At 41.4% G+C, this 21331-nt stretch carries 26 protein-coding genes; 18 read left to right on the top strand and 8 right to left on the bottom strand.

From position 1 onward, the window contains the following. The 3 genes from VHO47_01475 to VHO47_01485 are packed head-to-tail and all read right to left on the bottom strand — an operon-like array spanning nucleotide 1 to nucleotide 3215. A complete protein-coding gene (locus tag VHO47_01475; GenBank protein HEX2977769.1) occupies nucleotides 1–1461 on the bottom strand; it encodes a cryptochrome/photolyase family protein in 1461 nt (486 codons plus the stop codon). After that, complete coding sequence (locus VHO47_01480; protein HEX2977770.1) at nucleotides 1458–2837, bottom strand: deoxyribodipyrimidine photo-lyase; 1380 nt, start codon at nucleotides 2835–2837, stop codon at nucleotides 1458–1460. The genes VHO47_01475 and VHO47_01480 overlap by 4 nt, the downstream gene beginning before the upstream one ends. 6 nt (nucleotides 2838–2843) lie before the next feature. Further along, complete coding sequence (locus tag VHO47_01485; GenBank protein ID HEX2977771.1) at nucleotides 2844–3215, bottom strand: MerR family transcriptional regulator; 372 nt, start codon at nucleotides 3213–3215, stop codon at nucleotides 2844–2846. 113 nt (nucleotides 3216–3328) lie between these two features. Between VHO47_01485 and VHO47_01490 the strand changes: the two genes are divergently transcribed. Together VHO47_01490 and recR are read left to right on the top strand one after the other, a co-directional pair. Next, nucleotides 3329–4897: a YidC/Oxa1 family insertase periplasmic-domain containing protein gene (locus VHO47_01490; protein HEX2977772.1), complete on the top strand. Its 1569-nt coding sequence runs from the start codon at nucleotides 3329–3331 to the stop codon at nucleotides 4895–4897. After that, nucleotides 4890–5489, top strand: coding sequence for a recombination mediator RecR (recR, locus tag VHO47_01495; protein HEX2977773.1), 600 nt, complete (start codon nucleotides 4890–4892; stop codon nucleotides 5487–5489). Before VHO47_01490 ends, recR begins: the two co-directional genes overlap by 8 nt. Before the next feature lie 129 nt (nucleotides 5490–5618). Here the strand turns inward: recR and VHO47_01500 are convergent, their stop codons facing one another. After that, nucleotides 5619–6176 carry a hypothetical protein gene (locus VHO47_01500; protein ID HEX2977774.1) on the bottom strand — a complete coding sequence of 186 codons (558 nt, stop codon included), beginning with the start codon at nucleotides 6174–6176 and terminating at the stop codon, nucleotides 5619–5621. 16 nt (nucleotides 6177–6192) lie between these two features. Further along, nucleotides 6193–6423, bottom strand: a complete 231-nt coding sequence (locus VHO47_01505; protein ID HEX2977775.1) for a hypothetical protein — start codon at nucleotides 6421–6423, stop codon at nucleotides 6193–6195. 218 nt (nucleotides 6424–6641) lie between these two features. Here VHO47_01505 and VHO47_01510 point away from each other — a divergent pair, with 218 nt between their 5' ends. Beyond that, complete coding sequence (locus VHO47_01510) at nucleotides 6642–8018, top strand: Xaa-Pro aminopeptidase (protein HEX2977776.1); 1377 nt, start codon at nucleotides 6642–6644, stop codon at nucleotides 8016–8018. A 108-nt stretch (nucleotides 8019–8126) separates the two neighbouring features. Here VHO47_01510 and VHO47_01515 read toward each other — a convergent pair whose 3' ends face one another. Both VHO47_01515 and VHO47_01520 read right to left on the bottom strand, forming a co-directional pair. Beyond that, nucleotides 8127–8552 (bottom strand): hypothetical protein, encoded by a 426-nt coding sequence (locus tag VHO47_01515; protein ID HEX2977777.1) that lies wholly within the window; start codon nucleotides 8550–8552, stop codon nucleotides 8127–8129. A gap of 102 nt (nucleotides 8553–8654) precedes the next feature. Then, a complete protein-coding gene (locus VHO47_01520) occupies nucleotides 8655–10244 on the bottom strand; it encodes a Na+/H+ antiporter NhaC family protein (GenBank protein ID HEX2977778.1) in 1590 nt (529 codons plus the stop codon). A 163-nt stretch (nucleotides 10245–10407) separates the two neighbouring features. On the opposite strand from VHO47_01520, the gene rplM reads away from it, so the two are divergent. After that, the gene (gene rplM / locus VHO47_01525) at nucleotides 10408–10830 is read left to right on the top strand and encodes a 50S ribosomal protein L13 (GenBank protein ID HEX2977779.1); all 423 of its coding nucleotides are present in this window, start codon (nucleotides 10408–10410) and stop codon (nucleotides 10828–10830) included. Nucleotides 10831–10937: 107 nt separating this feature from the next. Here the strand turns inward: rplM and VHO47_01530 are convergent, their stop codons facing one another. Next, the gene (locus VHO47_01530) at nucleotides 10938–12053 is read right to left on the bottom strand and encodes a M50 family metallopeptidase (protein ID HEX2977780.1); all 1116 of its coding nucleotides are present in this window, start codon (nucleotides 12051–12053) and stop codon (nucleotides 10938–10940) included. Nucleotides 12054–12346: 293 nt separating this feature from the next. On the opposite strand from VHO47_01530, the gene rpsL reads away from it, so the two are divergent. The 14 genes from rpsL (at nucleotide 12347) to rpmC (ending at nucleotide 21331) form a co-directional block, all read left to right on the top strand. After that, on the top strand, nucleotides 12347–12733 hold the full coding sequence (rpsL, locus tag VHO47_01535; GenBank protein ID HEX2977781.1) for a 30S ribosomal protein S12: 387 nt from the start codon (nucleotides 12347–12349) through the stop codon (nucleotides 12731–12733). A 23-nt stretch (nucleotides 12734–12756) separates the two neighbouring features. After that, nucleotides 12757–13242, top strand: a complete 486-nt coding sequence (gene rpsG / locus VHO47_01540; protein HEX2977782.1) for a 30S ribosomal protein S7 — start codon at nucleotides 12757–12759, stop codon at nucleotides 13240–13242. Between the two features lie 12 nt (nucleotides 13243–13254). Beyond that, on the top strand, nucleotides 13255–15327 hold the full coding sequence (gene fusA, locus VHO47_01545; GenBank protein ID HEX2977783.1) for an elongation factor G: 2073 nt from the start codon (nucleotides 13255–13257) through the stop codon (nucleotides 15325–15327). Nucleotides 15328–15370: 43 nt separating this feature from the next. Then, on the top strand, nucleotides 15371–16558 hold the full coding sequence (gene tuf, locus VHO47_01550) for an elongation factor Tu (GenBank protein ID HEX2977784.1): 1188 nt from the start codon (nucleotides 15371–15373) through the stop codon (nucleotides 16556–16558). A 22-nt stretch (nucleotides 16559–16580) separates the two neighbouring features. Further along, complete coding sequence (gene rpsJ / locus VHO47_01555; protein ID HEX2977785.1) at nucleotides 16581–16886, top strand: 30S ribosomal protein S10; 306 nt, start codon at nucleotides 16581–16583, stop codon at nucleotides 16884–16886. Nucleotides 16887–16903: 17 nt separating this feature from the next. After that, nucleotides 16904–17521: a 50S ribosomal protein L3 gene (gene rplC, locus VHO47_01560; GenBank protein HEX2977786.1), complete on the top strand. Its 618-nt coding sequence runs from the start codon at nucleotides 16904–16906 to the stop codon at nucleotides 17519–17521. Nucleotides 17522–17531: 10 nt separating this feature from the next. Next, on the top strand, nucleotides 17532–18185 hold the full coding sequence (gene rplD, locus VHO47_01565) for a 50S ribosomal protein L4 (protein ID HEX2977787.1): 654 nt from the start codon (nucleotides 17532–17534) through the stop codon (nucleotides 18183–18185). Continuing rightward, nucleotides 18176–18508, top strand: a complete 333-nt coding sequence (locus VHO47_01570; protein HEX2977788.1) for a 50S ribosomal protein L23 — start codon at nucleotides 18176–18178, stop codon at nucleotides 18506–18508. Before rplD ends, VHO47_01570 begins: the two co-directional genes overlap by 10 nt. Before the next feature lie 16 nt (nucleotides 18509–18524). Then, on the top strand, nucleotides 18525–19340 hold the full coding sequence (gene rplB / locus VHO47_01575; protein HEX2977789.1) for a 50S ribosomal protein L2: 816 nt from the start codon (nucleotides 18525–18527) through the stop codon (nucleotides 19338–19340). A 13-nt stretch (nucleotides 19341–19353) separates the two neighbouring features. Next, nucleotides 19354–19641 carry a 30S ribosomal protein S19 gene (rpsS, locus tag VHO47_01580; protein ID HEX2977790.1) on the top strand — a complete coding sequence of 96 codons (288 nt, stop codon included), beginning with the start codon at nucleotides 19354–19356 and terminating at the stop codon, nucleotides 19639–19641. A gap of 73 nt (nucleotides 19642–19714) precedes the next feature. Beyond that, entirely contained in the window at nucleotides 19715–20053 is a 339-nt protein-coding gene (gene rplV / locus VHO47_01585) for a 50S ribosomal protein L22 (GenBank protein HEX2977791.1), read from the top strand. Between the two features lie 10 nt (nucleotides 20054–20063). Then, nucleotides 20064–20696 (top strand): 30S ribosomal protein S3, encoded by a 633-nt coding sequence (gene rpsC, locus VHO47_01590; protein ID HEX2977792.1) that lies wholly within the window; start codon nucleotides 20064–20066, stop codon nucleotides 20694–20696. A 19-nt stretch (nucleotides 20697–20715) separates the two neighbouring features. Then, nucleotides 20716–21135 (top strand): 50S ribosomal protein L16, encoded by a 420-nt coding sequence (gene rplP / locus VHO47_01595; protein HEX2977793.1) that lies wholly within the window; start codon nucleotides 20716–20718, stop codon nucleotides 21133–21135. After that, a complete protein-coding gene (gene rpmC, locus VHO47_01600; GenBank protein ID HEX2977794.1) occupies nucleotides 21128–21331 on the top strand; it encodes a 50S ribosomal protein L29 in 204 nt (67 codons plus the stop codon). Before rplP ends, rpmC begins: the two co-directional genes overlap by 8 nt.

Raw genomic sequence — 21331 nt, forward strand, 5'->3', positions numbered from 1 at the left:
TCACTTTTTTTCTGATGTAACGGTCGCACATATTTTTTTGAGGGCTGCCGGTTTCAATCGATAATACTGCTGATAAACGAGTGCCATGCGCGGATTTTTTGAAAGAATCTTTTTATTTTTATGCAAAAAATACCAATATTTTGCATCCCATAATTGGCACCATTCATCTTTTTTGAATGAGCTGCTCATTGAACGGATATAGTTTGAGCTTGAAATATATGGTTTGGTCATCATCAAACCCGCATCGGCAAATTGGCTCATTCCGAAAACATTTGGCACCATCACCCAATCATACGCGTCGATAAAGAGTTCCATGAACCAAGTGTAAGCTTCGTTCGGATCTGTTTGATTGAGTAACATATAATTTCCTAGTACCATAAGTCGCTCAATATGGTGCGCATACGCGTACGAGAGAATTTTTTTTATGGTCCGATCGATTGGAGTAATGCCAGTAGAGCCGTTCCACCAGCTTTTGGATAATCTATTTTTGTGAGCAAAGAAATTGCTATTTCGTTGTTTTTCGCCATGCATGCAATACATACCGCGCACATATTCTCTCCATCCAATAATCTGTCGAATGAATCCTTCAAGATTATTGAGTGAGATGTTGTGTTTGTTTGCGTATGTCATCGTTTTTTCAATAATATATGCTGGCGTTAAAAGGCCCGCATTCAGAAGGGGTGAAAGTACTGAATGAAACAGAAATGGCGTTGCGTCATTAAGCGCATCCTCGTAATCACCAAAGTGGGCTAATCTTTTTTTTAAAAAGTCGTCGAGCCACTTTTTTGCGTCGGCGTGATTAGTCGGATAACAAAACAGGTCGGTTTCTCCAGGGTTGTCAGAAAAATGCTTTTCAACATATTTTTCAGCGAGAATTACAAACTTAGTTTTTTTGGGTTTCCATAGTTGTGGAATGGTGAGTGTTTCAGGAATTTTTTTTCTATTTTCTTTATCAAGGCTCCACGAGCCGCCAATTGGTTTTCCATTTTTAACAAGGATATTAAGGCGTTTGCGTTGCGCACTATAAAACGATTGCATCCGGAAAACCTGATTTTTCTTACCAAAAGTCTTTTCAATTATGTTGGTGGATGTAAGAAATGCGGGCGTTTCATGTTTTTCAATCTCTATATGATTTTTTTTACACATTTTTTTTAATGTGGCTTCAAATGGCAGATCAACCGGATCGATAAAATGAAGTTTCTTTATTCCCTGTTTGCGCAGTACTGCCGGAAAAGATTCATTGAAGGGGCAATAGTGCACCTCGATTTTTTTCTTTTTTAAATAATCTGCATAGGTTTGCATCGATGCATGATGGAAAATAAGTTTTTGTTTATGAAATGTAAAATCGGTAAAATAACGCGGCGCCTCCCAAATGACAATCGGCATTTTTTGATCAAGCAGCTCCAATTTTTCAAAAAGTTGATGCGGAAGAATGAGAAGCGCTGAGTTACTATTTTTCATGATTTCACACTTTTATAGAGTAGTTTTGCTTTTGCACTTTCTTTTGAATGATCAACCATCGGCGCCGGATAGTTGACAGCATAGCTTGCGAATTTTTTATCCCACATATGAATATCTTTAATGGCAACTTTTTTGAGTTCCGGTATCCATGTTTTTATATAAACGCATTCGGGATCAAATTTTGCTTGCTGCAGCCATGGATTGAAAATGCGAAAATAGGGCTGCGCGTCACACCCAGTAGAGGCCGACCATTGCCAATTACCATTATTAACCGCCGGATCGTAATCAACAAGCTGCCGAGCAAAATATTTTTCGCCCCAGAGCCAATTGATGTGTAAATCTTTGGTTAAAAACGAAGCAACAATCATGCGCACCCTATTGTGCATGTAGCCGGTTGCATTTAATTGTCGCATACCAGCATCAACAATGGGAAAACCGGTTTTGCCTGCGCACCATGCGTCAAAATCTTTTTTACTCGTATTCCAATCCAAGTGATCATATTTTTTATGAAAAGCGTGTCCATATACAAATGGGCTGTGATATGCAACGTGCGTAAAAAAGTCGCGCCAATAAAGTTGGCGAGAAAGTGGATGCCCATGACCGAGTTGTTTGTCTATTGCCTCATATACTTCGCGCACCGAGACGGTGCCGAATTTTAAATGAGCCGAAAGTGCCGTGGTGTGCAATGCAGGAAAATCGCGCGTTTTCTGATAATGCTGAAAGTCAGAGATTGATTTGAGTATGCTCAATGCCTCTTTTCGCCCACCGTGCACAAAAATTTCTTTGTTGCGCGTTGGGAGAATCTGGTTATAAATCGCTGCTGTCTCTGAACCTCTCACTGCCCCACGATAGAAATCCGAAGCTGGTAATTTTTGTGCTTCTCTGATGGTTACATGAAGTGATGCTTTATAGAATGCGGTGAAAACAGCGTAGGGAGTTCCGCCCTGTGTTTTTATCTCTTCCGGTTCATGCAAGAGCGCATCAGCGTATTGATTAAAAGCGACATTATAATGAAGGCAAGCCTTTTTAATCGCTTCATCGCGCTTGATAGAAAACGGGGTATAATCGCGGTTACAAAAAACCGCGTCAATCGTGCCCGCCTTTAAAAGCGATCCTATGATCTCTTCATTTTTTCCGTAAAAAAGATACAGCTTGCCATCTTTTTTGCGAAGTTCTTCATCAAGCTCCTGCAGTGACTCGATCATAAATTGGATAGCATTTAAACTTCGGTAATGATTGTTTTCGCTCACTTGTCGTGAATCAAAAATAAAACAAGGAATAACCGTTTCCGATTGTTTAATAGCTTCAATCAACCCGGTATTATCTTGCAAGCGAAGATCGCGTCGGAAGATGAAAAGTGATGTTTTGTAATTCATATTTTTTTATAACATTTCTCGCAGTTTAAGAAGTTTTCTATGAAGTGTTGTTATTTGTTCCGAAATAGCTTCTGGCAGTTCGCTTGGTTTTTCTTGCGCCGGAATAAACGTAATTTCCTGAGCGGATCCAGTTAATGGTGCAACCGGCTGGGCTGCGTGCTCCTCTAACCATTTTTTTGCGCCGGCGATCGTGAACCCTTGATCGTACAGAAGTTGTTTTATTTGTTTAAAACGATCAATGTCCCCTTGTTCATAGCAACGCTGACCTCCGGTCGATCTTGGCGAGCTCAGCCCAAATTCTCTTTCCCAAAATCTGATAACGAATCGTTTTACATTGAGCTCTTTTGCGATGTGGCCGATGCGATACTGCTTTTTCATAACTACCTCTTTTTTATAGGTTATGATATAACTCTTGCTAGCTGAACGATTTCTTCTCTGTTAAACTAGCAAAAAAACAGTTCGATATACCAATATTTAGTATAAGGTGCTCCATGAATTTTAACGAGATTTCCAAATTACTGATTCCATTTGCACTTGCGCTTGCGACTACGATGGGGCTCCGTTATTTTTTTAGTCGTCATGAAGGCGCTGAAACTATTGAGATTGTAAGATCTGGACAACGATTTGTGGCACCAAAATCTACAGAAATTGAAGTGCACAAACCGCTTAATCTTGAAATAGATTTTAGCGATGCAAAAAACGCTAAACAGCCAACGGTTACTTCGTTTGAAACAGAAAACGCATTTTACGAATTTTCTTCTGAGGGCGCCTCCTTGCGACGTCTTGAATTCAGGCGCAATTGGGGAGAAAAAGAAGGATTCTTGAGCACCGTATTTCCGCCAGCAGGAGGAGATCGCGAGAAACGATGCTTCCTGGTTGCTCTCGAAGAAAAAACGCCACTAGCATTTGAGTTAGTAAATCATCAAGAAGATGATAAAACGCATACGCTTACCTATCGAGCGCCAATCGAAAATGGCTATTTAAATAAGAAATTCGTAGTCTACAAGCACGAATATCGTATTGATCTAGAAGTTGGATTTGAAGCAAACAGCGTCATTAATCAAAAAGCACGCATTTTTATTCCTTCTCCACTAGTTTCAGAATTGGCGGGTGAAGATTTGATTACGGTCATTGCCAATGATGAACGCAATAAAGTTAAAATGCATTCGCGCAATGCTGAAACAGCTTCTTCATATTGGTCTCATCCAACATTATTTGGTGCACAAGATCGTTATTTTATTCATGCATTAGTAAACGATCCACAACAATTTACGCAGCGCGGCTATTTCAAACCGGCTGACGCAGAAATGTGGTACTCAGTTCTTGAAGGGCCTGAGGTTGCCGGCAATGCTTCATGGAATCTCACGTTTTACATGGGGCCAAAAGAAGATCAAGCGATGGCCCAAGTAGATTCACGTTTAGAAGAAACGTTGAACTATGGAATGTTCTCGTTTATTTCAAAACCACTTTCACAATTAATGCTGCGTGCACTTGAGGCGATTTACGGCGTTGTGCACAACTATGGTTGGGCAATTATTATTCTGACCATTTTACTTAAATTATTATTGTTGCCATTTACCTGGCGCGGCGAACAAAGCTTGAAAAAACGCATGGAATTTCAAAAGAAACTCGATCATATTCAGCACAAATATAAACACGATAAAGAAGCGTTGGCTGAGGCGCGCGCTGAACTTATTCGTAAGCACGGCATGCCAGGAATGGCAGGATGCATTCCGCTTCTGCTTCAATTGCCAATCTTTTGGGCATTGAGCATCATTCTTTCAAATGCGATTCAGCTCTATAAAGCACCATTTTTATGGATCCCTGATTTAACAGCGCGTGATCCATACTATATTTTGCCAATATTGATCTTTATTGGGATGGTTTTGCATGCACCTGCAGGCAACGATCCAAAACAACGTGTTTCATCTATTGGCATGGCGCTCGTATTTGCAGCAGTTCTTTCAAGCTTTTCAAGCGGATTGGCTCTCTTTACGATCGTGAGTACATTCTTGGGTGTTGCGCAAGCGCAAATTATGAAAGTTTTGAAGTATGATTGAGCAGGTTCCAACGCTCGGGCAGTTACTGAAGCAATTACAGCAAGTTCCGTACCTTGCTTCAAAAAATATGTATCGAGTTGCTAATTACTTTCTCACCATGGATGATGCAAAAGCGCAAAAATTGTGCAAAGCGATCATGGATGCGCGTGCCCAGGTAGTTCATTGCCCGCACTGTTTTGTCTGGAAAGAAAAAGCGAAAGCATGTCCATTTTGCGATTCACCCAAGCGTGATAGCTCTATTATTTGCGTTGTAGAAACATGGCAAGAATTAATGGCGATTGAAAAAACGGGAGGGTACAGTGGCCTTTATCACATTCTTGGTGGCGCCATCTGCCCATTAAATGGCGTTGGCCCTGAGGATCTGACCGTTGAGCAACTTGTCGCGCGAGTAAATGATGGTGTTAAAGAAATAATTTTGGCAACCAATCAAACACCTGAGGGTGAGGCGACCGCTTCATACATTTCTTCAAAACTGAAAGATTCCTCAATTAACATTTCTTGCTTAGCGCGCGGCATTCCCGTTGGTTCATCACTTGAATATATGGATCGAGTAACGGTTTTTAAAGCTCTTTCAGAAAGAAGACCGTTTTAAATTAATAATTAAGGCACAGAGCTTATTTTCTGTGCCTTAAACTTTTTTGGTAAATTACTTTAGAACTGTGTTTCGCCACATTCTTGTTTTATTTTCCAAGGTTCATGCAGTTTAGCTTTCAAACTAGCTTTATTTTTTAGGCCACTCTAATTGAGATATGTATTTAAGTCCTTCTTTAACATTTTTCTCAATTTTTTTATTTTCCAATACTGCTGAAGTTCCATGCAATTTATAAAAAACATTATTTGATACATCCACTAAACTTAGTGCCTTTTGTTCTACATCAAAAGATTTTTCTTCCAATTCATGCTCTAAAGCATTTAGTTCTTTTCTAGCACGTAAGGTTTCAGTAGTTAAAAAATTTGAGTCGTCTTTTGAAACTTGTGAAAGAGACAATTTAATTAGCGCTTCTTTTGCAGAGTGCAAATAATTTGCAAAACGGCGTAATTCGTTTGCAGCATCATTGAGTGATGACGGATCGGTTTTATATGCATCTAAATATCCATCAGCGCGTTTTCTAATCTCATTCATCGCATCTACGCTGCCAGAATATTCTTCATAAAGTCTTTCTGCAATAGGATTAGAAAATTTATAATGATATTCTTTTTCTATTTCCATCGCATTTAAACCTATAGTTAAAAAAACTAAGGCAAATACTCCCAAAAAAATAATGTGCTTATTATTCATTGTTTTCCTTTAATTTTTAAAATGGTGTTTCGCCACATTCTTGTTTAGCTTCATCACTGAAGCCGATACAACTGTTACATTGAATACACGTTTCACGATCGACGCTTCTACCTGCAGCACATGCGGCTTGGCAATCTATACATCCTCGCCCAGCTGAGCTTGAATCACAGTCGGCTTTTATATCAAAACTCGAAATACTAGAAACAATGGCAAAAAGTGATGCCATTATTATTAATTTCATCTTCATACTTTGCTCCTTTTGTTTTTAAAGTAGCAAAAAGTGGCTTAAATACGCAATAATTTAAGGTTTTGGATGGGCGATTGTTATAAAAAACGCCAATTTATAGTTCTATGATAAAAATCTCACAACTATGACAGTTGGTTCTTTTCTTATTGGTATAATTTTTTTATTCTTCCGATAAACTTGAAACTATTAACTGAAAAACATTTTTCTGGGATTTAGCTATGGCAATTCGTGAAAAGCATGATGCGGCATTTTTCAAAAGTCGCCGTGCACAATTAATACAACTAATTCGTGAACAGTATCCGAAGTCGGCAGATGGGCTCGTTATTCTTTTTGGTGCGTTTGAGAGTCACTCAATCTTCAAGCAAGAGCGTTCTTTTTATTATCTGACTGGCATTGAAGAGCCTGCATGCGCATTGTTAATTGATCTGAAAAATGATAAAACAACGTTGTACGTTCCAAATTTTGGCAGTGAGCGTGCAAAGTGGGTTGCATCAACTATTTTACCCGCGCAAAAAGATCGACTCGGCTTTGACGATATTTCCTATTTGGGAACCCAGTGCAAAGGATATCAGTGCCATCCGTTTTTCAGTAACGAAGAGTATCAAGAGCTCATAAAAATTTTAAACGCAGCTGTGGCGCAAAAGCGTACGATTTTTACATTGAACCCTAATTCCGCTTCTGCCTACGTTGAGCAACGATTTATTTTGCAGCGTATGAGCACTTTGATTCCAAATTTGCCAGAACTAATAATGGACATTTCTCCATTAATTGCTAGCATGCGCCGCTTCAAGAATAATCAAGAGCTTGAGTATTTGTACAAAGCGATAGACGTAACCATAGATGCGCACGCTGCTGTTGCTCGCGCTATTGCTCCCGGAAAAAAGGAATATGAGATTCAAGCGCTGCTTGAATATTTATTCACGTCGCGCGGATGCTCGCTCGCATTTCCAAGCATCGTGGCTGGAGGAAGGAATGGTACCGTTTTGCATTATAATCAAAATACCGCAACTCTAGAAAAAGGTGATTTAGTCGTCGTCGATATTGGTGCGGAATACAATTATTACAATGCTGACCTAACACGCACATTCCCAGTATCAGGGACGTTTACCAAGCGTCAGCGTGAGCTTTATTTGATCGTGCTTGAAACGCAGGATTATATTGCAAGCTTAGCGCGGCCGGGTATGTGGGTCTCCAATAAAGAGAAACCTGAGCAATCGCTCTATCATCGCGCCGTGAATTTCTTAAAAGAAAAAGGGTATGAGAAATATTTCCTGCATGGTATTGGCCATTATTTAGGGCTCGATGTGCATGATGTTGGTGATTATAGTACGCCGCTTCAAAAGGGAGATGTGATCACTATTGAACCCGGCATCTATATTCCTGAAGAAGGGATTGGCATCCGTATCGAAGATGATTATTGGATCATCGAAGATGGCAATATTTGCTTGAGCGAAGATTTATTAAAATCGCCGGATGATATTGAACTGATGATGGCGGAGAAAATCCAACCTGAGGATGAACCAGAAGAAGAATTGGAATCTGAACAAGAAACTGTTGAATCTGAAGATGGAGATTTTGACGACGAAGAGAATTAAAAGAATCTAAGATATTCTGGGAAAATAAAAAGAACCTGAGAACTCCAGGCTCTTTTTATCAAATTATTAATTATTCGCAGAACTTAATTATGCTCTTTGATTTAAAAATTATCGACAAGCGTTAAGGATATCTTTTGATTTTGCAATCCAGAGAGCAGAAGAAGCTATCAGAGCAAAACCGCTGAGAATTTTTCCTAATCCGCTTTTATTTCTATCTTGAGGTTTTTCTGATGTCGCAGTATTTATTCCGGAGCACAAAAGATAGGTGCCAAATATACCACCCGCTGCGCCAATTGCGCTCATGCCAACTAACCGAGGATCACTGTACGCGAGCTGAGTAATTTTTTCTTTAGCTTTATCGCCAACTGTGTTTAAAATTGGTCTTATTGTTTCTTTCGCGCTTGAAGCGTAGGTTGCAAATGCTTCTTTTATTTTCTCAGAAGCGGTGCGTGGATCTACCTGTATATAATAAGCGTGCGAATGAAAAGTTGGAGCAAAAAATAATGCTGCCAAAAGTATCTTCTTGAAATCCATAAAAACTCCATTCAATTGTATTTACAGATCTCACTTTACCATAAAAAAGGGGGGGTGGAAAACGCCCCCAATAAAATCGCTGGAAAAGTTACAAGTAGAAAACTATGCCTTCTTTTGGAGCAATTTCGCCATAAAAAGCATGGAAAGTGCTAAAAAAAGTCCAATGCCTAACGAACAGGCAAAAGAAACCCAGATTCCGTAAGAAATCGTATAACCGGCGACAATATAGGCAATAAAGGTAGAAATCAGGGCAGGAGTTGCATAGGGAAGCTGCGAGCGAACGTGTGCGTTCAAATTGGCTTCAGCGCTGGTGGCGGACATAATAGTGGTCGTTCCAATAGGGGAAACGTGATCTCCAGCCACCGCTCCTGCAAAAATTGCCCCAACTACAGGAAGAGCCATTAAAAGCTCACTTATAGCCGCTGGCGTTTGAATAAGGGCAAATTTGGCAACGAGGGGTATCGCCAAAGGAACCAATACCGCGATAGTACCCCAGGAAGACCCTGTGCCGACCGCAGTAATAAGCGCTGCTATGAAGAACATTGCAGGCAAGAACGCACTGCTTACCGAGCCAACTAAAATTTGTGCTAAAAATTCACCGGTATGCAGATTATTTTTCAAAAGAGAACCAAAAGTCCATGCAAGGAAGAGAATTGCAATCGAGTCTTTCATAAGTTCGTAGCCGCCGCGTGCAAGAATCGGCAAATCGCTGAGCGTAATTTTTTTTGTAATCAGCGCTACAAAAATGCTTAGAACCAATGCGCTAACGCCGCCAGCAAAAAGAGCCAAGAAAATATCTGTTTTTTGCATCGTTTGTGCGAGTGAGTTAGGGCCGCCAAAGACGACAGAATCTCCCAGATACAAAACTGCAATAATGATGCCCGCAATAAGTGAGCCCAAGGGAAACAGAAAATCAAAGAGCGTGCCTTTGGTTTCAGTTGCTTGTGATGCTTTGCTTTCATGTTCTTGTGCACCACCAAAAAGATTGCCTGTTTTTTGAGCAATCTCCTCATGCATGCGCATTAAGCCCCACGAAGAATTGGAGCGAATGATATAGAAAACGCTTGCCGCGATAATAAACGAATAAAAAATAAACGGAATGCTTTGCAAATAGAAAGCGAAAGGATCTTCAAGAATGATAGGCAGCGCTTCTTTATTTATGGAAACGCCCGCTTTTTCAAGCTGCATCAAAATCATTGCAACCCATGTGGAAAAAGGGACCAAGATGATCATTGGGGCCGCAAGCGAATCGATGAGAAATGCTAATTTAATGCGGGGGATTTTAAAGGTGTCGGTCACCGGCTTCATAATTGAACCAACCGTGAGAATGCTAAAAAAATCATCTATAGCAAAACAAAAAGAAAGAAGCATTGAAGCGGTTTCGGCGTTACGAGGGTTGGTGAGCCTCTTTTTGATAATGCGGCCGTAAGCGATCGTGCCTCCGGTGTAGCTAATCAGCGTTATGAGCGCACCAAGGCTCAAAAGGAAGCCAAAGGTGTAAATGTTTGCAATATCAAATTGGGCAATAACGTTTTGATAAAGAATGCGCATCGATTCAACCGGTGAGAACGAACCTGCAATAACGGCGCCAGATAAGATTCCCATGCAAAGAGCAAAAAGTACGCGGTGAGTAATAAATGCTAGAGCGATAACAAGTAGGGGCGGCAACAAAACGAGCCAATTGAGCTGCATAGGAGTCCTTGTGCGAAAAAATAATAAATACGTTATGAATATAAATAAAAGTGGCAATTATGGAAACCATTAGTTTGGTAAATCTCATTTGACCGAGAAAGCTTTTTGCTTTAGTATTGAACTACACGTAAAGATTTTTTGCTAAGTCGATAAGGAATCCACCATGGATATGAATAAAGCATTTTACCTCAGAAAAGAAGATCAAAAGCCAAAATGGCACGTAATTGATGCACGTGGGAAAATTGTAGGCCGTTTGGCGACAAAAGTTGCTGATATTCTACATGGAAAACACGTTCCTATCTATACTCCTCATTCTGATGCCGGTGACTACGTAGTCATCATCAACGCAAAAGACGTTGTTTTTACCGGTAAAAAATGGCAACAAAAAACTCATTATACCTATTCAGGGTGGATGGGCGGACAAAAATCGGCCACAATGGAAGAGTTGGGCGCGGTTAAGGTCTTAGAGCTTGCGATTGAAAGAATGCTGCCAAAATCGAAATTAGGCCGATCTGTGATTAAAAAGCTACGCATCTACGAAGGCGCTGAGCATCCGCACATTGCGCAAATGGAAAAAGCTCGATAAAGCAGCGTTTTCTTAAAGAAATTAAAAGGGCCGACTAAAAATCGGCCCTTATTTTTTTTGGGAATGAAATGCACAGGATGAAAAATAGTTTGTTCATAGCTAAGTTATTACGCTATTGAAAATAGGTGAAGTACATCTTTAACGCTGAGGAAAACCACGAGCGCAAGCACAGCGATCCAGCAAACATAATGAATCATCATACGGGTTTTTTCAGGTAATGGGCGGCCTACGATAGCTTCAATCGTATAAAGAAGCGCTTGGCCACCGTCCATGATAGGAAGAGGAATGATATTCATGAGTGCTAAGTTTACGCTGATAAATGCAAGAAGCAGCAAGAAGACTTTGATTCCTTTTTCAGCCCCTTTAACCGTCTGCGAAATTACCATTAATGGGCCGCCAACTTGGCCAACGTTTTGAAGGGTAAAAATGCCGACTAATGCTTTCCAAACTTGTGCAACAATTAAATGAGTTGATGAAATGCCCATTTTTATTGAATCAATAAACGAATATTTTGGAATAACAAAATCTAACCCGACGAACCCCATCCTTTGATCTTGAACTTGGCGTTCTCCAATCAAAACAGGCAATTCATGGACTGTTCCTGCACGTTCTACTGAGAATTTAAGCTCATTGTTAGGATTATTCTTAACAATCGTGATTAATTGCGTAGCTGAAGTAATCGGTTCATTATTTACCGCTCTAACAATGTCTCCCTCTTCAAGATGAGCTTGAGCTGCAGGAGATTCGCTTTCAATGGTGCTAATTGTGGTTGAGGCATTGCTTGGATAAAGAAGTGCAGATTTTGGCATACCCAGAAAATAAAGAGCCGAAAGGGCAGCATAAGCAAAAATCAGGTTGAAAAGCACGCCGCCTGCCATCACAAGCATTTTTTGATAATACGGTTTAGCCGCGAACGAATATTTATCTTTTCGGTGCGCCTCTTTTTGGTCCCCTTGGCCTACTTCTGCAGCGCCAGCGATTTCAACGTACCCTCCAAATGGAATGGCAGAAAGCACGAATTCGGTTTCACCTATTTTCTTGCTTAAAAGCTTTGGCCCCATCCCTATAGAAAACGAGGGGGTAGCAATCTTGAACAGTTTGCAAAAGAGGAAGTGGCCTAATTCGTGAAATCCTATAAGAAATCCGACGCCTGCGATTCCTGCCGCAATGAAAAAAAGATGCTGTGCAGTGCCGAGTAGCTGCGATACGATTTGGAAAGCCATACAAATACTCCTTAGCAAAAATAAGGCCGAATAAGGTTTGTAAGTTGTGTTTTTTACTCTGAGATCTGACATACACGGTAACATGAATAGTGCGCGACGTCTATGATCAAAAATCATTTCTTGGAGGCACAATTCCACTTGAAAAAAATCTGGAAAAGGTTAAAATGTTTATAATTCTTTAATGTTTCAAAAATAAAAGATACACAGAGAATCAACGCGCCTGACGCTTTCGATATAGAATCTACTGATTGGTAATTAGTTACAGTTAACGATTAATTTTTTGGGAAAACTTTATGCCTACAATAAATCAACTTGCCCGCTTTGGACGTCACAAAGTGGTATATAAGTCTAAGAGCCGTGCACTTAAAGGTGCTCCGCAAGCACGTGGTGTTTGTACTCGTGTGTCTACCATGACTCCTAAAAAACCTAACTCAGCTCTTCGTAAAGTAGCTCGCGTTAAGCTTTCAACGGGAATCGAAATAACTGCGTATATTGGTGGTGAAGGCCATAACTTACAGGAACACTCTGTGGTTCTCGTTCGTGGCGGAAGAGTAAAAGATCTTCCAGGTGTGAAATATCACATCGTTCGCGGTGCGCTTGACACTGCTGGAGTAGAGAATAGAAAGCAAGGACGTTCGTTGTATGGCGCAAAACGACAACAAGCTAAAGCGGCTAAATAAGGCAGGCAAGAAGGATTTAATCTATGGCAAGGCGTAAAAAATTAATTAGCTTAAAGCGTGATATCGGTGTTGACGAGCGCTATGGGTCTGAATTAGTTGCAAAATTCATCAACGTTGTTATGTGGCGTGGCAAAAAAGGTGTTGCGCGCAAAATCGTTTATGATGCGATCGAAATTCTTACCAAGAAGGCTGGAAATAACCGCGAAAAAGGGCTTGAGTCTTTTTATCGAGCTTTTGAGCAGGTTTTTCCTGCTATTGAAGTACGTCCACGACGCGTCGGTGGTAGCGTGTATCAAATTCCCGTTGAAGTTCGCCCAGAACGTCGCCGTGCGCTTGCGATGCGTTGGGTTATTGACGCTGCCAAAAAGCGATCAGACAAATCTATGGGATTGCGCTTAGGCCACGAGCTGCTCGATGCAGCAGAAGGTCGCGGAGATGCGGTCAAGAAGAAGCTAGATGTTCATAAGATGGCTGAAGCTAACCGTGCATTCTCGCACTACGCGTGGTAAGTGGGGATAGTTATGAGTAGAGAAAGAGAACTGCAAAAATTTAGAAATATTGGTATTGCTGCCCATATTGACGCTGGTAAAACCACCGTAACTGAGCGAATCCTTTTCTATACCGGTGTTACCCATAAGCTGGGCGAAGTCCATGAGGGTGATACGGTTATGGATTGGATGGAGCAAGAGCGTGAGCGCGGCATTACGATTACTTCCGCTGCAACAACATGCACGTGGAAGGGTCACAATATTAATATTATTGATACACCCGGACACGTTGACTTTACCATTGAAGTAGGTCGCTCATTGCGCGTACTTGATGGAATGGTCGGAGTTTTTTGTGGTGTAGCTGGTGTTCAACCTCAATCAGAAACGGTATGGCGCCAAGCAAAACGTTATAAAGTTCCGCGTATTATTTTTGTTAATAAACTTGATAGAGTCGGTGGCGATTTCTTGAGAGTTGTTAATGATATCAATGAAAAATTACATGTAAACGCTGTTCCTGCTCAAATGCAAGTTGGTTTTTCCGAAAATCTTTCAGGAATTATCGATTTGCTAACGCGCAAAATGGCTACGTTTAGTGAAGCTGATCGCGGCGTTACTATAACGTGGTCTGATGTTCCTGCTGATCAAGTGGAACAAATGGAAAAATTGCGTACGCAGCTTGTTGAAAAAGCGTGCGACTTTGACGATGCAATGGCGGAGCGCTATTTGAATGGCGAAGAGATTTCGATTCCTGAAATTAAAGCAGCACTCCGTAAGGGTGTTATTAGCCAGCAGATCGCTCTTGCATTCTGCGGTACTGCATTCAAGAACAAAGGTGTTCAGCTGATGCTTGATGCGGTAACCGATTATCTACCATCGCCTCTTGATGTTCCGCCCGTTGTAGGAAAAGTTCCTTCTACCGGTAAGGAAGAAGAGTGCAAGGCTGATCCAGATGCTCCTTTTGCAGCGCTTGTATTTAAGATTATGACCGATCCGTTCGTTGGAGTTCTTACGTTTATTCGTGTTTATTCTGGCGAAATTAAATCTGGCTCATACGTGTACAATGCAAACACTGGCAACAAAGAGCGCGTAAGCCGCTTGGTAAAAATGCATGCCAATAAGCGTGAAGAAATTGATAGTGTAAAAGCTGGAGATATTGCCGCTGTGGTCGGTATTAAAGATGCGATCACTGGTCATACGCTCTGCGCAGAAGATCGCCCGATCTTGCTAGAATCTATTGATGTACCAGCTCCGGTTATTGATAGCTCTATTGAGCCAAAGAATAAGGGTGATTACGAGAAAATGGTAATCGGCTTGCGCAAATTAATGCAAGAAGATCCTTCATTTAGATTTACTTATAATCAAGAAACAGGCCAAACGGTTATTTCTGGTATGGGTGAATTGCATCTTGAAATTATTGTGGATCGCCTCAAACGTGAATCAAAAGTGGATGTGGCGCAAGGCAAACTTCAAGTTGCGTATAAAGAAACAATTCAGAAGCCTGTCGATTCTGAGGGAAAATACATCAAGCAATCTGGTGGCCGTGGTCAATACGGACATGTTTGGATTAAGCTTGAACCTCGCGAGCGTGGATCAGGATTTGTATTTGAAGATGATATCGTTGGTGGATCGATTCCAAAAGAATTTATTCCCGGTGTAGAAAAAGGTATTGAAGAAGCCCTCTCTTCTGGCATCTTGGCAGGATTTCCTGTAGTGGACCTTAAAGTTTCTCTATACGATGGTTCGTATCACGATGTTGACTCTTCAGAAATGGCGTTTAAAATCGCCGGCTCTATGGCATTCAAAAGCGGACTTGCGCAAGCAAATCCTGTGCTTCTTGAACCCATTATGAAAGTAGAAGTAGAGACGCCTGAAGAATATATGGGTGATGTAATGGGTGACCTTAACTCTCGAAGAGGCAGAATCTTAGGGATGGAAGGTCGCGGCGGTAGCCAAGTGATTAACGCTGAGGTTCCGCTAGGTGAAATGCTTGGTTATGCGACGTCGCTGCGTTCGATGACCAAGGGAAGGGCAAGCTATTCTATGGAGTTTGAGGCATATAGAGAAGTGCCGAAACACATTGAAGCGGCTGTAGCTCAGAAAAAATAGAATAAATACACATATCGTACAGAGTCTGTAGGAGACCAATATCATGGCAGCTATATTTGAAAGAAAAAAACCGCACGTAAACGTCGGAACCATCGGTCACGTTGACCATGGAAAAACCAGCCTTACCGCTGCAATAACAAAATATTTGGCAAACAAAGGTTTAGCAAACTTCACCGCTTACGATCAAATCGATAAGTCGCCTGAAGAAAGAGAACGCGGAATTACGATCGCTGCGTCTCACGTTGAATATGAAACAGACAAACGTCACTATGCGCACGTTGACTGCCCTGGCCACGCCGACTATGTAAAAAACATGATTACCGGTGCGGCACAAATGGACGGCGCAATTCTTGTTGTTTCTGCAGCTGATGGTGCGATGCCTCAAACGCGCGAACATATCTTGCTTGCAAAAAACGTAGGTGTTCCTGCCCTTGTTGTATTCTTGAACAAATGCGACATGGTTGATGACAAAGACATGATTGATATGGTCGAAGAAGAAGTTCGCGATCTTATCAGCAAATATGGTTTTCCTGGTGCTGAGATTCCTGTTATCCGTGGTTCTGCAACAAAAGCACTTGCAGGCGATGCTGGTGAACTAGGCTACCAAGCAATCCAAAAATTATTAGACGCAATTGATAGCTATATTCCTGAACCAGTTCGAGAAATCGACAAGCCGTTCTTGATGCCAGTTGAAGGCGTATTCTCTATTGCTGGTCGTGGTACAGTTGCTACAGGCCGTGTAGAGCGTGGCAAAGTTAAAGTCGGTGAAGAAGTTGAACTCGTTGGCTTCGGATCAACACAGAAGACTGTTGTAACTGGTGTTGAAATGTTCAAAAAAGAACTTAAAGAAGGCCAAGCGGGCGACAACGTAGGTATTCTTCTTCGTGGTACGAAAAAAGAAGAAATTGAACGTGGTATGGTTATCGCTAAGCCAGGTTCAGTACAACCTCATCAAAAATTCAAATGCCAAATTTACATCTTGAGCAAAGATGAAGGCGGTCGTCATAGCCCATTCTTCAACGGTTATCGTCCTCAGTTCTATTTCCGAACAACAGACGTTACTGGCATTGTAACATTGCCGGCTGGTCGTGAGATGGTTATGCCTGGTGATAACGTTGAACTAAGCGTTGACCTTATCTCGCCAATTGCGATGGAGAAAGATCTTCGCTTTGCAATTCGTGAAGGTGGACGCACCGTTGGATCTGGTGTAGTAACTGAAATTCTTAAATAGTATCATACGGTAAGGTTTTGGAATGAAAAAACAAAAAATTCGCCTAGCGCTTAAATCGTATGATCACCAGCTTCTTGATAAAGCAGTGAAACAAATTGTTTTGACAGCAAAAAGAACAGGTTCCCGTGTTGTGGGACCTGTTCCATTGCCTAATAAGAGTCGCTATTTTACCGTTTTGCGTTCTCCGCATATCGATAAAAAGTCACGCGAGCAATTCGATTTGACAACGCATAAGCGTATCGTTGATATTGTTGATCCCTCTGAAGAAACAATGACAGCGTTGATGAAATTAAGTATATCTTCTGGGGTTGACGTAGAAATTTGCTAGCGGTGGAAAGGTTATCGATGTTAAATGGTATTTGGGGAACCAAAATTGGCATGACCCAAGTTTTTTCTGAGCAAAATAAGGTTGTTCCGGTAACGGTTATCGACCTTAATAATTGGATTATTTCTCAGGTGAAAACTAAGGATCGTGATGGGTATGAAGCAGTTCAAATTGGATGTTTGCGCGAACGTTATGCGGAAGAACCTTTCCAAATTGAATGGTTAAAGAAGAAAAATAAATATTTTAAATATTTTCGTGAAATTGCATTGACCGAACCAGGTTCCTATCAGGTAGGGCAACCATTTGACTGGGCAGCGGTTTTAGCCGTTGGCCAAAAAGTTGATGTTTTTGGGATGACCAAAGGCCGTGGATTCCAAGGTGTTGTTAAGCGCCACAATTTTAGAGGCGGTAGCGCCAGTCACGGGCCACGTTTTGGTAGATGGCCGGGATCTATGAGTTTCATGAGATCTCAAGGTCGTGTTATTAAAGGTAAAAAATTACCTGGCCACATGGGTTGTGATCAACGCGTGATGAAACATCTAGAAGTGATTCGAGTTGAGCAAGATGCAAAGCTTGTCCTTGTTAAGGGTTCAGTACCTGGCGGTGCAGGCTCGCTTGTGTTTGTGCAGAAAGTATAGGAAATAGAACATGTGTGCTCAAAAAACAAAAAAAACTCAATCTACTTCGCAAAATGCTTTGATGGTTGCTAAAGCTGCAGATTTTCAAGCAGTTCCTGAGCGCTCAATCGATAAAGCCGCTTTTGCGATTAGTATTCGTACGTTGTTGCAAAACGGCCGTCAAGGTACCGTTGGTTGCAAAGGACGTGCAGACGTTAACTTTTCAAATAAGAAGCCTTGGAAACAAAAAGGTACAGGTCGTGCACGTGCCGGATCTGCTCGCTCTCCACTATGGATTGGTGGTGGCGTAATTTTTGGTCCACAGCCTCGTACAAGAACTCTCAAAATTTCAAAAGATCTCAAACGAGGTGTTTTGAATACATTATTCTGGAATTATCTGGAAAAAGGCTCGATTGGCGTGCTTGATTGGCAACTTTCTAACGATTTGCCTAAAACAGCTCACGCGCATCAAGCATTAAAAGATGCCCAATTGATTGGCAAAAGAATTATCCTCTTTCTTTCTACTGAAGATATGGTGCACTACGCTTCTTTTGTAAATATTCCAGATGTGAACGTTGTGCTCTTTGATGATGCGAACGCATACAGTATTGTACGCGGCGATCAATGGGTTGTATTAAAGAAAGATCTAGACTTGTTTAAGAAAATGGTGGCCACATGGAGTTAAGCATTTATAATGTCATCCTCGGACCAGTGGTGAGCAGCAAAGCTTCAGGATTAATGCAACAATTTAAACAAGTTGTTCTTAGAATACATCCTCAAGCAAATAAACCTATGGTAAAAGAAGCGCTTAAAAAGCTCTTCAATGTTGAGACAGAAACAGTTCGCATTGTGGTCCGCAAAGGAAAAAATCGTACGGTCAAACGTAAGATAACACAGGGTAAACTTTCAAAGCGTGCTATTGTTACTTTGAAACCTGGTTATTCCTTAGGCGTTGCAGAAACAGGTCAAATGGCAGCTGCCGAGCAACTGCCTGCAGGCCAAAAGTAATAACGAAGGATAATCAATGGCAATAATCACAAGAAAACCAAGAAACTCTTCGTTACGATTTCAAAGTTTTTTGACTTCTGAAGATATAACGAAAAAATCACCGGAAAAATCGCTCGTTTTTGGGTTGAGAAAAAAAGGTGGTAGAAACGCTTATGGTCGCATTACCGTGCGCCATAGAGGCGGTGGCGCGATGCGCAAATACCGCATGATAGATTTCATGCGCTCATGCAGAGATGTTGAAGGTAAAGTTATGGCGATCGAATACGATCCAAATCGTAACGTTCGTATAGCATTAGTTTCATATGCCAATGGTTCAAAAGCGTATATGCTTCTTCCTCAAAATTTGAGCGTAGGGCATACAGTTGCTGCTGGTCAGAATGTTGACCCAAAAGTAGGGAATTGCCTGCCATTGCGCAATATTCCTGTCGGTTTTGTGGTTCACAATATCGAAATAAAACCAGGCGGCGGCGGTAAGCTTGTACGTAGTGCTGGTCTTGGTGCGCAGGTTCTAGCTAAAGAAAATGAGTATGCTACATTAAAGATGCCATCTGGAGAGATTAGAAAAATTAATCTGGAATGTTGGGCAACGGTTGGCATGCTTGGAAATGCTGAGCACAAGAACATCGTTATTGGTAAAGCAGGACGTACGCGCCAAATGGGTATTAGACCAACGGTTCGTGGTATGGCGATGAACCCTGTTGATCACCCTCATGGCGGTGGTGAAGGTCGTTCTAAATCTGGTTCTCACCCTACAACTCCTTGGGGTAAGGGATGCAAGGGTACCAGAACGCGTCGTAGAAAGAATCCATTGATTTTAAAAAGACGTAAATAATTTAAGGTAACCAATGGCAAGATCGATTAAAAAGGGCCCGTTCGTAGACGAGTCACTAATAAAAAAAGTTGAGCAGGCTAAAACTTCTGGGAAACGAGAAGTTATTAAAACCTGGTCTCGAAGAAGCATGGTAATTCCTGATTTTGTAGGGCTTACTATTGCGGTTCACAATGGTAAGAAATTTATTCCTGTTTTTGTTACAGAAAATATGGTGGGACATTACCTGGGCGAATTTGCGCCAACCAGAACTTTTAGAGTTCATAGTGGCCAGCGTCAAGCCGGAGTTGCCCCAGAGTCATAATTCAGGTACAGTAAATTAATACAATTAGATGTATAACAGGAAAAAACTTTAGATTTTGCAAATAAGGAACAAAATGCAATTTAGTGCCAAAGCTAAATTTGTACGTTACTCGCCTTACAAATTGCGCCCCTTGGCCGACGTGATCCGAGGAAAAAATGCGCAGTATGCTCTACACTGGCTTGAAACGTATAAAACTCGTCGATCGGTACCTTTGAAAAAGATGCTTATGTCGGCTGTCGCAAATGCTAAAAACTTGAATGAATTATCGCCAAACGACTTGGTGATCAAAGATTTACGCATTGATGAAGGCCCAATCATTCGCTATTATAAGCCAGGAGCAATGGGTCGAGCGAATATTCAAAGAAAACGGCTCTGCCATTTGAGTGTAATCTTAGAACGTCTGGGCAAATAAGAGGTATACAGTGGGTCAAAAAGTTAATCCAAAAGGTTTTAGAATAGGTGTCTATCGTGATTGGGACGCGCGTTGGTTTGCGCGTAAATCATACGGTAAGCAAATTATTGAAGACGTAAAGCTTCGTAGATTTCTTAATCGTTACTTAGATAATGCTGAAGTAGCGCGTGTAGAAATTGAAAAAGCCGGCGACGACAGTGTTAAGGTGATTATTCACTCTGGAAGACCGGGTGTGATCATCGGTAAGGGTGGCCAAGATATCGAAACATTGAAAAAAGATATTTCGAATTTCTTGAAAAGACCAAACGTTGAAATATCGGTTCAAGAAGTTAAATCTCCTGAATTAGATGCGACTCTGGTTGCAAAAAATATCGCAGCACAATTAGAAAAACGCGGTAGCTTCAAATCTGCAATGAAAAAAGCAGTAGCTTCAGCGATGCGAGCAGGCGCTAAAGGTATTAAGGTACGTTGCGCAGGTCGTTTGGGTGGTGCTGAAATTGCGCGTGAAGAATATGAGCGTTTTGGCCAGCTTCCGTTGCATACCTTGCGTTCAGATATCGACTATGGTTTTGCTGAAGCAAAAACAACTTATGGCATCATTGGTGTCAAAGCTTGGATTTGCAAAGGCGAAGTGCAACAGTAAAGCATGAGAGATTGACACTATGTTAATGCCGAAAAAAACTAAATTCCGTAAAGTGCAAAAAGGAAGACTCAAAGGCCTCTCAAAAGGATGTCGCGAGCTTTTCTTTGGAAACTACGGCCTCAAGGCAGTAGAACCAGCACGCCTTACCGCACAAGTGATTGAAGCGGTTCGAATTACTATTTCGCGCGGTTTGCAGAAAAACGGTAAGCTTTTCCTAAGAGTTTTCCCTGATAAGCCGGTAACAAAAAAGCCAGCTGAAACACGTATGGGTAAAGGTAAGGGTAATCCTGAGTTTTGGGTTGCTGCAGTTAAGCGTGGCCGTATTATGTTTGAAATTGAAGGGTTGCCGGAGAGCGAAGCTAAAGAGCTTTTCAGACTCGCAGCATATAAGCTCCCTATGAAAACCCAATTTGTAAAGAAGACGGATGACAATGGCTAAGAATGAATTGGATTTGAAAAATATGAGTGGCGAAGACCTTTATAAGTTTGTCGAAGCACAACGAGCAGAGCTTTTCAGCTTGCGCTTGTCTGCAGCTACGCAACCAACGAAGGATTATTCGCAATTTAAGAAATTGAAAAAAAACATTGCACGAGGCTTAACGCAACTGCGTGATAAGTCTGAGCAGCTAGGTTGA

This window comes from Candidatus Babeliales bacterium (assembly GCA_036260945.1).
Lineage (GTDB): Bacteria > Babelota > Babeliae > Babelales > JACPOV01 > JACPOV01.